The organism is Microbacterium sp., from assembly GCF_047607465.1.
GTDB lineage: Bacteria > Actinomycetota > Actinomycetes > Actinomycetales > Microbacteriaceae > Microbacterium.
The window spans coordinates 16681-29138 of the sequence record NZ_JASGCY010000025.1; the positions used below are offsets into that span (position 1 = coordinate 16681).

At 70.6% G+C, this 12458-nt stretch carries 13 protein-coding genes and 1 pseudogene; 5 read left to right on the forward strand and 9 right to left on the reverse strand.

What is annotated here, in order from left to right:
• Positions 1-288: 288 nt before the first annotated feature.
• From QM568_RS02715 to QM568_RS02730, 4 genes are all read left to right on the forward strand, one after another.
• Complete coding sequence (locus QM568_RS02715) at positions 289-1581, forward strand: LCP family protein (protein WP_415135564.1); 1293 nt, start codon at positions 289-291, stop codon at positions 1579-1581.
• Positions 1581-2441 (forward strand): spermidine synthase, encoded by an 861-nt coding sequence (locus QM568_RS02720; RefSeq protein WP_415135566.1) that lies wholly within the window; start codon positions 1581-1583, stop codon positions 2439-2441. The genes QM568_RS02715 and QM568_RS02720 overlap by 1 nt, the downstream gene beginning before the upstream one ends.
• Positions 2442-2570: 129 nt before the next feature.
• On the forward strand, positions 2571-3098 hold the full coding sequence (locus QM568_RS02725) for a hypothetical protein (protein ID WP_415135568.1): 528 nt from the start codon (positions 2571-2573) through the stop codon (positions 3096-3098).
• A gap of 44 nt (positions 3099-3142) precedes the next feature.
• Complete coding sequence (locus QM568_RS02730) at positions 3143-3631, forward strand: SprT-like domain-containing protein (protein WP_415135570.1); 489 nt, start codon at positions 3143-3145, stop codon at positions 3629-3631.
• Between the two features lie 3 nt (positions 3632-3634).
• Here the strand turns inward: QM568_RS02730 and QM568_RS02735 are convergent, their stop codons facing one another.
• The 9 genes from QM568_RS02735 to QM568_RS02775 all read right to left on the reverse strand — a co-directional run bounded on the left by QM568_RS02735 (position 3635) and on the right by QM568_RS02775 (position 12150).
• Positions 3635-4126 (reverse strand): DUF3054 domain-containing protein, encoded by a 492-nt coding sequence (locus QM568_RS02735; RefSeq protein ID WP_415135572.1) that lies wholly within the window; start codon positions 4124-4126, stop codon positions 3635-3637.
• A gap of 52 nt (positions 4127-4178) precedes the next feature.
• Entirely contained in the window at positions 4179-4856 is a 678-nt protein-coding gene (locus QM568_RS02740; RefSeq protein ID WP_415135574.1) for a 2-phosphosulfolactate phosphatase, read from the reverse strand.
• A 168-nt stretch (positions 4857-5024) separates the two neighbouring features.
• Positions 5025-6482, reverse strand: a complete 1458-nt coding sequence (locus tag QM568_RS02745) for an FtsX-like permease family protein (RefSeq protein ID WP_415135576.1) — start codon at positions 6480-6482, stop codon at positions 5025-5027.
• Positions 6479-7240, reverse strand: a complete 762-nt coding sequence (locus tag QM568_RS02750; RefSeq protein ID WP_415135578.1) for an ABC transporter ATP-binding protein — start codon at positions 7238-7240, stop codon at positions 6479-6481. The genes QM568_RS02745 and QM568_RS02750 overlap by 4 nt, the downstream gene beginning before the upstream one ends.
• A gap of 120 nt (positions 7241-7360) precedes the next feature.
• Complete coding sequence (locus QM568_RS02755; RefSeq protein WP_415135580.1) at positions 7361-7996, reverse strand: response regulator; 636 nt, start codon at positions 7994-7996, stop codon at positions 7361-7363.
• Between the two features lie 17 nt (positions 7997-8013).
• The gene (locus tag QM568_RS02760) at positions 8014-9222 is read right to left on the reverse strand and encodes a sensor histidine kinase (protein ID WP_415135582.1); all 1209 of its coding nucleotides are present in this window, start codon (positions 9220-9222) and stop codon (positions 8014-8016) included.
• 122 nt (positions 9223-9344) lie between these two features.
• Positions 9345-10136: a class I SAM-dependent methyltransferase gene (locus QM568_RS02765; RefSeq protein ID WP_415135584.1), complete on the reverse strand. Its 792-nt coding sequence runs from the start codon at positions 10134-10136 to the stop codon at positions 9345-9347.
• Positions 10137-10234: 98 nt separating this feature from the next.
• Positions 10235-11401, reverse strand: coding sequence for an AMP-binding protein (locus tag QM568_RS02770; RefSeq protein ID WP_415135586.1), 1167 nt, complete (start codon positions 11399-11401; stop codon positions 10235-10237).
• A 227-nt stretch (positions 11402-11628) separates the two neighbouring features.
• Positions 11629-12150: a hypothetical protein gene (locus tag QM568_RS02775; protein WP_415135588.1), complete on the reverse strand. Its 522-nt coding sequence runs from the start codon at positions 12148-12150 to the stop codon at positions 11629-11631.
• Positions 12151-12159: 9 nt separating this feature from the next.
• On the opposite strand from QM568_RS02775, the pseudogene QM568_RS02780 reads away from it, so the two are divergent.
• Positions 12160-12458: pseudogene (locus QM568_RS02780) on the forward strand (HNH endonuclease); the annotation flags it as partial.

A 12458-nucleotide genomic window follows, 5' to 3' on the forward strand; every position in this document is an offset into this window, starting at 1 on the left:
TCGCAATCCGTGCCGCTCCCGGCCACGCATACCGGCACCAACTGCGACCGGAACATCCGATCCAGACCAATACCGACATGAATCGCGACCGGAACCCACCATCTCCCCAACGCAACCAACGCACCCCGCCCCCTCCGCTGCCCGCGGTTCGCGGTTCGCGGTTCGCGGTTCGCGGTTCGCGGTTCGCGCGATTGTTCCTCGCGCGCGCGGCTGACGTTGCCGCCGCGCGCGAGGATGAGCCACGCGAACCGTGTCCGCCAGCGCCGAACGGCGCGTTAGGCTCACCCCATGGCCCCGAGGAACAAGGAGCGTCGGACCGTCGCGCGGCACGCGCATCTGCCGACGCCGAGCCGCACGAAGACCGGGATGCGGATCTTCGGCGTCGCCCTCGGCGTGCTCCTGGTCTCCGGCATCGCAGTGGCCTCGTTCGTCGTCGGCGATCTGTTCCACCGCATCGGCGACGGTGCCGTGTCGCTCGAAGGGGGTGCAGACGTCGCCCCGCCCGGCTTCGGCGCGTACCCGGACGACAGGTCGTTCAACATCCCCATCATCGGCACCGACGAGTGCGGACCGCTGACCACCGAGATCCTCGGGGAACGCTGCCGGGAGGCCGACGGCAGCGTCCTCAACGACGTCAACCTGCTCGTGCACGTCTCCGCGGCGCCGCGCAACGTGACCGTGCTGTCTCTGCCCCGCGATCTGATGGTTGCCGTGCCCGAGTGCACCAGGGAGGACGGTTCGACGGCGTCCGCCCTGTCCAAGGCGTCGATCAACTCCGTCTACCAGCACGCCGGCCTCGCGTGCGTCGCGAGCACCGTGAGCGACCTCGGCGACATCCCGATCGAGTTCGCCGCGAAGATGAGCTTCGACGACCTGGTGGCGATCACCGATGATATCGGCGGCGTCGACGTGTGCATCGGCGGCAACGGCATCAACGACCATCTGGCCGGCATCGACCACTGGCCGGCCGGTATCCGCACTGTCTCCGGCATCGAGGCGCTGATGTTCATCCGGACCCGCCACGGCGTCGGCGACGGCAGCGACCTGGCGCGCGTCTCGAATCAGCCGCAGTACATGTCGCGGCTGGCGCGCACCGTGCTCAGCAACGAGACGCTCACCGATGTGTCCAAGGTGATGCGGATGGCGAACACGATCGCGGACAACATCCTGCCGAGCAAGGAGCTCGCCAACCCGCTCACCCTCGCCCAGCTCGCGCTGGCGTTCAAGGACGTGCCGTTCAGCGACTTCGTGTTCGTGCAGTATCCGACGCTCGATGATCCGGACAACCCCGGGATCAAGGTCGTCCCGGACGAGAGCGCGGCGGCGCAGATGTGGGCGGCGATCAACTCGGGTCAACCTCTGACGATCACGGGGGACGCCTCCAACCACGGCGGCGTGACCGCCGTGGAACCGACCGATGAGGACGCATCCGAAGAACCAACCGCACCCACCACCGAACCCACCGCCCCGACCGACCCGACCGACGCGCCGGCGACTCCGGACGGCCGCGCGACACTGCCGCCGACCGTCACGGGCATCAGCCTCGAGCAGGAGACCTGCGCGAACGGCAAACTGAACTGATGGGACGTTCACGCTCACGCGACATCGAGCATCCGCAGGCACGGCTCGACCACGGCGGCATCGCTGAGATCATTCCCAGCGCGTTCACCAGCGGCTTCGAGCTCGTCGTCGACGGCACGCCGCAATCGCATGTCGACCTCGACGATCCGACGCACCTTCACTTCGAGTACATCGTGCGGATGGGCGCGGTGATCGATCAGCTTCGGGACGGCCCGCTGACGGCCGTGCACCTCGGCGCCGGCGCGATGACCATCCCGCGCTACATCGAGGCGACCAGGCCCGGATCGCGCCAGCAGGTGATCGAACTCGAGGCGCCGTTGACGACCCTCGTGCGCGAGCATCTGCCACTGCCCCGAGGGGCGGCGATCCGGACACGGATCGGTGACGCGCGCGCCGGGGTGCAGAAGCTGCCCCCCGCCCTGCTCGGAGCCTGTGATCTGGTCATCTCCGATGTCTACTCCGGGGCTCAGACACCGGGGCATCTGACCAGCGTCGAGTTCTATCGCGAGCTCTCCGCGTTGCTCGCGGGCACCGGGGTGCTGCTCGTCAACGTCGCCGACGGTCCGGGTCTCGCCTTCGCACGCCGCCAGGTGGCGACGATCGCCGAGGTCCTGCCGCACACCGCTGTTCTCGCCGACACGCAGGTGCTCAAGGGCCGTCGCTTCGGGAATCTCGTGGTCGCTGCATCCGCCGTCCCACTGCCGACCGAATGGCTTCCCCGGCTGCTGGCCGCGGGTCCCCACCCGGCGAAGATCGCCCAAGCCGCCGAAGTCGTCTCCTTCATCCAGGGCGCGAGTGTGGTCACCGATGCGGATGCCGTCGCATCCCCTCGACCGGACGCGTCGCTGTTCCTGCGCTGAGCCATTCCCGCGCCGATCCGTGCCCCGCGTCGATCCCGAAGTCGATCGCCGAGTTCGGGGCGCGCCGCCCTGGCGACCCGCAGCGCTCCAGGCAGACTGGAGGATGGGATGCTGCGAAAGGAGAGCGCAATGAGTTTCATTCGAGGTTACGACCAGGACACCCTGCGCGAAGTGGTCGATCTCGATGAATGCGCCCAGCGTCTGGCCGAGATCGAGACCCAGCGCAGCCTTCCCGCCCTGCTCGAGCGCGTATGGCTGCTGAAGGTCCTCGGCAGGCTCGACGAGGCGCTGACCCTGTCGGAGGAGACCGTGCGCCAGGCGCGCATGGCCGGCACGCGCAAGGACGTCCTGCGCGCCCGCGTTCTGCACGCGACGATCCTCCAGTACCGGCGCGCGTTCGCCGCCGCCGAGCAGGAGCTGTCGGCCTGCGCCGCCGAGGCGGAGGGGCAGGGATGGATCGCGATCGCCGCGTTCGCTCACCAGCACCACGGCAAGAACGCCTACGAGGCGGGCGACTTCGACACGGCCAGGGAGAGCTTCAAGCGCTCGCTGTTCCTGCGCCGAGAGGCCGGCGCCGAGGACCGCGAGCTCGAGGTCGCACTGCTCGCGATCGACGCCGCCGAACGCCGTCGTCCCGCACCGCTCGCCGTCGGATGATGCCGCGCATCCTCGATGTCGCCGGCATGGCCTAATCTGAGCCCATGGCGGAACTCGACCGTGTGCGCATCTGGGGCGAAGCGCTGATCCGGCTGCATCTCGATGCGAGCTGGGCCTTCGGCTTCGACAACGCCAAGCGGCGTGCCGGCCAGTGCGACTACTCGAACAAGCGCATCACCGTCTCCCGCTATCTCGCCGCCCGCTTCGACGACGACGAGATCCATCAGGTGCTGCTGCACGAGGTCGCGCACGCCATCGCCGGGCACGCCGCAGCGCACGGGCCGAGTTGGAAACGCATCGCCCGTGACCTCGGCTACGTCGGCGGTGTGACCCATCACGGCGAGACCGCGGTCGAGCTCGCGCCGTGGGTGGGCACGTGCCCCGCAGGGCACACGGCCTATCGGCACCGGCGCCCGACCCGCGCGACCTCGTGTGCGAAGTGCTCGCGCACCTACGACCCGCGGTTCCAGTTCGAGTGGACCCGACGCGAGATCACGGCAGCGACGCGGAGGGCGGCGCAACTGACGCGCTGAGAGCTACTGCTGATCGCGCTCATGCGCCGTATCAGGATCGCGCTCGGCCGTCGTGTCGCCGGTTTCGGATGCGGCGCCCGCGCCGGCGGCGCCGCCCGAATCGGAGACGCCGCGCGCAGGGGCGCCGCCCTCGGCGAGGCGTCTGCGTCGGCGGACGACGGCGGCGAGCGCACGCCACCCGATGAGGAAGAGCCCGAGCACGAGGGTCGCCACGATGATGAACGGCGGTTCGGCGGTGCTGCCAGTGGCCACGCGCAGCAGCAGACCGCCGACGACCGTCACGACCCACACGATCGCGCCCCACAGGATCGTCCATGGCCGCGGCGCCCGCCGGCCCTGAACAGCCGCGACGACGTGACCGACGAGGAGCGCGACGAGGAACGGCCAAGCGGTGGCGAAAAGGCCCAGCGGATCCTCGCTGTGCGAGGCGCGCCCGATGACGGCGAAGACCAGCACGAGCACGGCGTCGACGATGAGAGCGGGGACGTACCTCATGGACTCGACCTTACGTCGATCGGCGCCCCGTCGCGCCGTGCCCGCCGGGGTGTCAGCCGAAGGCCGTGAATCGGCCATCGCGCAGCACCGGGACGACGTCGGTCGCGTCGAGCTCGGCCGCCTCGGCGACGGATGCCGGACGGATGCCGGACAGCGCCATGCGCGCTGTCGAGGCCACCCCGATCTCCAGTTCGCGCCCTGATCCGCTGGCGGTGAGCAGGTGCCGCAACGCGCCCTTGAGCGCACGGAACCCCTCGGCGGCGAAGGCCGCCTCGGGCGAAGTGTGGTCGATGCCGAGATCGGTGAGCACGGCGAGGATCGCCCCGGCGCCGAGCTGGTCCTCGACGGCGACGCGCAGCACACCGTCGGCGTCGCGCTCGCCCGCCGCGATGACGTTCACCGACGTGCGCGCACGACGCCGCTCCTGCATCCGCTGCACAGCGCGGGCAACGGCGGACGCGTTGCGCAGTCCGCCGACGAGGACCGCCACGGGAGCGGATGCCGGTGCCGTCGCTGCCGCCGCGGCAGCGACGGCAGCGCCGTTGCTCGACCACTCCCGCGCATCGGCGAGGTCGATCGCGCCGCCCGATGCCACAGCGTCCGGCAGTGTCGACGAGAAACGCAGCACGTCGACGACGACCACGACATCGGCGGGTGCGAGGCGGGCGAGCCCCTCGACGCCCCACTCGAGACGGACCTGGTACGCGGACTGGTCGAAGGGAGACGGCATCCGTCCAGCCTAGAGCCGCATCGCGGCGCCGAGCGGGTGCTCGAACAGCCGCCGGATCGGTACCAGGGCGGCCATTCGGGCGCCGACGCGCCAGCAGCGGAGGGCCGGCAGCGACGGCCAGCAGCGGAGGGCCACCACCGGCACGCCAACGGCGGCGGGCGGAGCAGTTCAGTCCGCGGCGAGCGCCTCGACCGGCGCCACCCTCGTCGCCAGCCGGGTCGGCGTCGCCGCCGCCACCAGGGTCAGCACCGCGGTCGCCGCGACGATGATCGCGATCGGCAGCCACGGCAAGTGCGGCGCCACGAACCCGGCCGGCGTGAAGTCCGGCAGCGTGGGGACGGATCCCAGCAGCGACTGCGCTGCGACCCATCCGTAGGCGACGCCCAGCAGGAGTCCGGTCAGGGTGGCGGCGACCGTGATGTGCGTCGCCTCGAGCAGCACCATGCGCCGCACCTGCGTGTTCGACAGCCCGATCGAACGCAGCAGGCCCAGCTCACGACGGCGCTGCACGACGCCGATCGTGAGGAGGTTGACGAGACCGACCGCGGCGATCACCGCCGACACCGCGACGAGCACCATCATGACGGCGGCGAAGGCGTCGAAGGGTGCGAAGAACTCGGCGGGCACCTCCCCCTCGACCTGCGCGATCAGCATCTGCTTCACCGACTCCAGCGCCACCGCGAACATCGTCACCAGCGTCACGCCCATGACCACGCCGATCGCCATCCGCGAGGAGCGCTCCGGATAGCGCAGGGCGTTCTCGGCGGCGAGGCGCGCGGTGGCGCTGCGCCCGAACGCCCTCCCGACGAGCCGCAGCATCGGAGGCATGAACAGCACCGAGCCCATCGCGAGGCCCGTGAACGACAGGACGCCCCCGAAGAACGCCACGACGACGCCGAGCGGGCTCACAAGTCCCACGATCACGCCGGCGGCGAGGAGGGCTGCCCCTGAGACGAGCAGCACCCAGGCGCCGATGTGGCGGGCCGGGCGCGAGACCTCGTCGCGCGTGCGCTCCACCGCGCCGCCGATCGCCTGCAACGGCGTGACGGCGAGAACCCGCCGCGAGCCGACCCAGGCCGCGGCCCAGGTCGTCAGCGCGACCCCGGCCGCCGGGAGCACCATCATGGGCTGCGCGAGCGTGAATCCGGCGGGATCCGCTCCGACGAGTCCGGCCGCGATCTGCACCCCGGCTGCGGAGAGGAGCAGTCCCGCGAGCAGCCCCAGCACCGCGCCGATGATCCCGACGACGAGTCCCTGCCGGCCGACCTCGCCGCGCTGCGAGCGCGCCGTGGCGCCGATCAGGCGCATCAGGGCGATCTGCCGCGTGCGTCCGGCGATGATCGTCGAGAACGTGTTCGCCGTGACGATCGCCGCGACGTACATCGCGACGGCCGTCAGCAGGACCGACAGGATGGACACGACGACGGCGAGGGTCTCGCTGTCGCCGATGTAGGGATCGTCCTGGAGGGCGGCGCCGATGAACGCCGTCGAAACGACGAGGACGACGCCGAATGCCGCCGACAGCGTGGCCACGAGGATGCTGGCGCCCATGCCGCGCTCGCGCAGCCAGCGCACGCGCGATCCGGTCGCGGTGGTCTGCGGGACCACCGTCGCGAGGGCGCTCACGCGCCGACCTCGGCGGCAAGCATGTACGCCGAGATCTCCTCGGCGCTCTGCCGCGAGTGGTCGGCGACGATGCGACCGTCGCCGAGGTAGAGCACGCGGTCAGCATGGCTCGCGGCGATCGCGTCGTGCGTGACCATCGCGATCGACTGGCCGTGCTCGCGGCTGGCGGTGGCGAGCAGGCGCAGCACCTCGCGGCCGGTCTTCGAGTCGAGGTTGCCGGTGGGCTCATCGGCGAAGACGAGATCGGGAGCGGTGGCCAGGGCGCGCGCGATCGCGACGCGCTGCTGCTGGCCGCCGGAGAGCTCGTGCGGACGATGGCCGAGACGGGCACCGAGGCCGAGCGACTCGATGAGCCCGTCGATGCGGGCCCTCTCGATCGCGCTCGGCCGGCGTCCGTCGAGTTCGAAGGGCAGCATGATGTTGCCGAAGGCCGTGAGCGTGGGGACGAGGTTGAAGGCCTGGAAGACGAAGCCGACGCGACGGCGGCGCAGGATCGTCAGGTCGAGGTCGCCGAGACCGGTGATCTCGGTGTCGCCGATCCACGCGCGTCCCTCGCTCGGGGAGTCGAGCCCGGCCATGATGTGCATGAGCGTCGACTTGCCGGAGCCGGACGGGCCCATGATCGCGGTGAACTGCCCGCGGCGGATGCCGACGCTCACGTCGTCGAGCGCGTGCACTGTGCCCTCACCCGTGCCGTAGGTCTTCTTCAGGTGCTGCACGCGGGCGGCGAGCCCGAGGTCGGTGGTTGTGATCTCCATGCCTTCGACGCTATTTCCCGGGCCTGGCCCAGCGCGTCGCTCCGGCGGAGCATCCGCGTACATCTCGAGAATGATCCCGCCGAGCAGCCGACGAGGCGGGGCTTCAGACGAGGCAGGACTTCAGACGAGACCGTGCTCGAACGCGAAGACCACGAGCTGCACCCGATCGCGCAGCGCGAGCTTGGTGAGGATGCGGCTGATGTGCGTCTTCACGGTCGCCTCGCTGAGATACTCGCGCGCCGCGATCTCGGAATTGGACAGGCCGCGAGCGGCGAGCGCGAAGATCTCCCGCTCCCGGTCGGTGAGGTCGGAGAACTGCGCCGGAACGGGTTTGGCGACCTCGGCGAAGTGCTCGAAGAGCTCGCGTGTGGCCGCGGCCGCGATGACGCTGGATCCGGCGTGGACCGTGCGGATCGCGGCGAGGAGGAACTCGGGATCGGCGTCCTTGAGCAGGAACCCGCTCGCCCCCTGCCGGATCGCCCGTGCCGCCGCCTCGTCGAGGTCGAAGGTCGTGAGCATCACCACACGCGGCGGGTCCGGCTGTGCGAGGATCTCGGCGGTGGCCGAGAGGCCATCCATCACCGGCATCCGGATGTCCATCAGCACGACGTCGGGTCGGGTCGAGCGCACGACGTCGACCGCCTCGCGTCCGTCGCCGGCCTCGCCCACCACGTCGAGGTCGGGCTGGGACGCGACGAGCATGCGGATGCCGGCGCGGAACAGCGCCTGGTCGTCGACGAGCACGACTCGGATCATTCGGACATCCCGGTTTCTCAGTGAGCGCCGGCGTCGCCGGAGCGTGGCGGAGAGCCGATCGGCAACGACGCGCGCACGACGTATCTCGCCCCCTCCGGCCCCGCCTGAAGACTACCGCCCACGAGCTGCGCGCGCTCGCGCATGCCGACCACGCCGTGCCCGCCCGCGGCCCCCGCGGACACGGCGATCGTGTTCCCGACCTCGATGTCGACGCGGTCGGGCAGCCACGCCAGCGTCACGTCGACAGCACCGTCGCCGTGACGGATGGCGTTCGTCAGCGCCTCCTGCAGGATGCGGTACACCGCGAGCTGGATCGCCGCCGGGGGCTCTCCCGGCGGCACCGGATCGATGGTGATGCGCGGCTCGACGCCGGCCTGGCGCACCTGTGCGAACAGCGCCTCGAGGTCGGCGAGAGTGGGCTGCGGGCCGTCACCCTGGCGGTGCCGGAGCTGGGTGAGCAGCAGCCGCACATCGCTCAGCGCGCCGCGGGCGGTCTCAGCGATCGTCGTCAGCGCCTCGGTCGCCACCTCGGGCTTCACCGCCGCGGCGTACCTCGCGCCGTCGGCCTGGGCGATCACGACCGCCAGCGAATGCGCCACCACGTCGTGCATGTCGCGTGCGATGCGCACCCGCTCCTGCTCCTCGGCCGCGACGAGCTCGGCGCGCGCACGCGCGACCTGCGTCGCCCTGCCGTTGAGAACGACCCGCCAGAGCAGGCCGATGCCCCACGACATCACCATGACCAGCACGAACACGGCCGCCATCAGCGAGCCGATCAGCGCCGCGCGCATGGTGCTCGCAGCATCCGCCAGCAACTCCCCCGACCAGATGATCGTGAAGTAGATGCCGCCGACGATGCCGCCGCCGATGGCCGAGATGCCGCCGACCCAGAGGACGCGGCGAGTCCCCCACGCGGCCGTGCCGAACAGCACGACGAGGATCCCGAGGTCGAACGCGGCCGGAGACAGCCCGGCCGCCATCTGCAGCACCGCACCGACCCAGGCGATGCCGATGGCGAGCTGCGGCGACAGCCGGGCGAGAGCCGCCGCGCCCCAGATGACCAGACTCACGACGATGTACGTCGCGCTCGCAGCTTCGGGCACGGCGATCCAGGCGCTCAGCCACGACGCCCCGGCGACGAAGATCAGCGGGGTGGTGATGAGGAACCCGATCACGGCGCCGAGGATGTCGGCGACGAGCCAGGCACGCGATACGGGGCGGAACACCCCTCCACGCTACGCGGCGCCGTCGCGCCCCGGCATCCGTCTGGCGATGTATCCGGGGGCGTGGATCTCCGCGAGGTCCGCGCCCCGCATTGCTCGGCTGCGGGTCCCCGGACGAGGAGCCGTCAGGCGCGCGCGATGATCTCGCCGTGCGGAAGGAGGAACCACCCGTCACCGTCGTCCGCCCAGCGGCGCCACGCCGCGCTGATCTCGTCGAGGTCGGCGCGCGTCGCCATGCCGCTGTCGACGAGCTGCCGGGCCAGCGCCGACTCGAGGATGCGGTCGGCCCACAGCCCTCCCCACCAGCGGCGCTCCTCCTGGGCGGCATAGCACCAGGTCGACGCCGTCGCCGTGATGTCGTCGAAGCCGGCGGCGCGCGCCCACGCGAGCAGCCGCCGACCGGCATCCGGCTCTCCCCCGTTCGCACGCGCCGCACGTCGGTAGAGGTCGAGCCAGCGGTCGAGCTCTGGCAGCACAGGGAACCAGAAGAATCCCGCGTAGTCGGCGTCGCGCACGGCGACGATGCCGCCGGGGACCGTGACCCGACGCATCTCGCGGAGCGCCTGGACGGGATCGCCGACGTGCTGCAGCACCTGGTGGGCGTGTGTGACGTCGAAGCTGTCGTCGGGGAAGCTCAGCGCGTGCACGTCCTCGACGGAGAAGTCGATGTTGTCCACCCCGCGCGAGGCGGCGAGCGCGCGGGAGAGCGACAGCGCGTCGTCGTCGATCTCGGTGGCGGTCACACGGGCGACGACGCCCGCGAAGTCGACCGTGATGCTGCCGGGGCCCGCGCCGACGTCGAGGAGCCGCGTCGACGAGGTGAGGTGCGGGCGCAGATACTCCGCCGAGTTCGCGATGTCGCGGTTGCTGTGCGAGCGGAGGACCGATTCGTGGTGTCCGTGCGTGTAAGTGGCCATGGTTCAGTCTGGCAGTGCTCACCCGGGTGAGAAACCACTCTCGGCCTGAGAAACCACGCGCCAGGGGGTGTCTCGCCGCAGAAGTGGTTTCTCGGAGGTCAGCCGTGCGCCGCGACGAAGCGGCGGATCGCCTCGCGGTCGGGTTTGCCTGATGGCAGGACGTCGAGCTCGTCGACGAGGATCAGGCGGGCGGGGCGGGCGGGCTTGCCGATCGCGGTGCCCACCGCCGCACGCGCGCGCTCGAGCTGGTCGACCTCGCTGCGGCGCAGCACCTCGCCGCGAGGAGCGACGATGACGGATGCTTCGCCCCACCGTTCGTCATCAACGCCCACGACGACGGCGGACGCGAGCCCCGGCACCGCGCGCACGACGCTCTCGACCCGGTCGAGCGACACGTTGACGCCGCCGGACACGATGACATTGTCGACGCGTCCGTGCACCCGCACCACCCCGTCCTCCACGAGCCCCAGATCCCCGGTGCGGTACCAGCGGATGCCATGCTCATCGCGCGTGAACGCACGCGCAGTGAGGGCCTCGTCGCCGAGGTAGCCATCGGCGAGGTGCGGGCCGGCGATCCGCAGTTCGCCGTCGACCTCGCGCACGGCGACGGTGTCCAGCGGTACGCCGTCGTAGACGCATCCGCCGCTCGTCTCGGTAGAGCCGTAGGTGCGCACCAGGCGCACACCGCGCTCGATCGCGCGTTCGCGCACCGGCTGCGGCAGCGCCTGACCGCCGATGAGGATCGCCTCGTACGCCTGCAACGCGGCGAGCACGGCCGGGTCGTCCGCGGCGTCGAGCAGCGTGACGAGCTGGGCGGGCACGAGCGAGGTGTAGAGATCCGGGATGCCGACCCCCGGCCCTCCGGCGGGCCTCAGCATCGACAGGGTCGACTCGGCGAAGGCGTTCGCTGAGAACCGCCCCTCGAGAACGGCGGGTTGCGTGCCTGCCATGGCAGAGCGCACGAGCACCTGGAGCCCTGCCACATAGGTCGGCGGCAGCGCGAGCAGCCAGCGTCCGCTGCCGATCCGCGCCGCCGTCGCCGCCGCGCTCGCCCGCAGCGCCTCGCCGCTGAGCACCACCTGCTTGGGGATGCCGCTGGAGCCCGACGTCGCGATGACGACCGCCGTGCCTTCTGGAACCTGGGCGGGGGCGCCCGGGAGCATCCCGAACCCGAGCGCGGGTCCGCCGTCGAGAGCCCGTGCGAGCGCCGTGCGCAGCTCGTCCGGCGCACCGGCATCGACTGCCACCAGCTCACGAGAGGTCACAGGCATCATCCTCTCACCGGTTCTCGGCGGACTCGCTGGGAGAAGGTGACGGCTGCAAGGTCGCACGAACGGTATCGGCGCTGTCCGCTGCTGTCCGCAGCGGTCGAGAAAAACTGAGTCTTCCTCTGTTCGCACTTATGTTCTACACTAGATGCATGGATGACGTCGTATCACTCGATCACATGGACACTTCGGTGGCGCCCGGTGCCATTGATGGTGCTGTCGCGTCACCGGTGTCTCCGCGTGAGGTCGCATCGATCCTTCTTGATGATCTTGCCTGCCTTGACATCGAGCTCAACCGGGTTGCGGCTCGTCGCGCTGAGCGGGTTGTCGAGGTGGTCGCTTTCGCGGCGCGGCATCCGGAGGTGTACACGTTCGATGCCGATGTCCACATGGCTGAGCGTGCGGCGATCTTCGATATCGCGCCGCGTTTGCGTCTCACCGAAGATCAGGTCCGCTATATCCATGGGTCGTCGTCGTGGGCGATGGAGCAGTTGCCCGCGATGTGGCAGCAGGCCCGTGACGGGTTCGCGACGATCCGACAGGTCGACCAGGTGCGAGAGTGCCTGCATCCTTTGCAGCTCCCCGTGGATTCTCCTCAGGATGCTGTCGATGAACTGGCCGCGATGACGGCGAAAATCGATGCGGCAGCCGCGGAGTGGGCTCTCGACCTCCCACCAGAGACGTTTCGTCGGAAGGTGAAGCGCCTGGTCGACAGTGCTGCTGGGAACATCGCGTCCCGCAGGCATGCGCGGGCGATGGCCGACCGGAACGTGCGCGTGTCCCCGGCCGGTGACGGGATGAGTTGGCTGACCGCGCTGATCCCGACCGTCGAGGCGGAGAAGATCATGGGCCGGCTCACGGCGACCGCGAAGCACGTGCAGAAGGGGGAACGAGGCGGGCGCACTCGTGATCAGGTGCGCGCCGACCTGCTCTGCGCCTGGCTCACCGGGAAGAACACCGCCACCGCGGTGAAGACGAAGATCTTCGTCACCATCCCCGTCCAACTCCTCGCCGGCACAGGCACCGGCACCGGCACCACCGTGCCCGGCTCCGC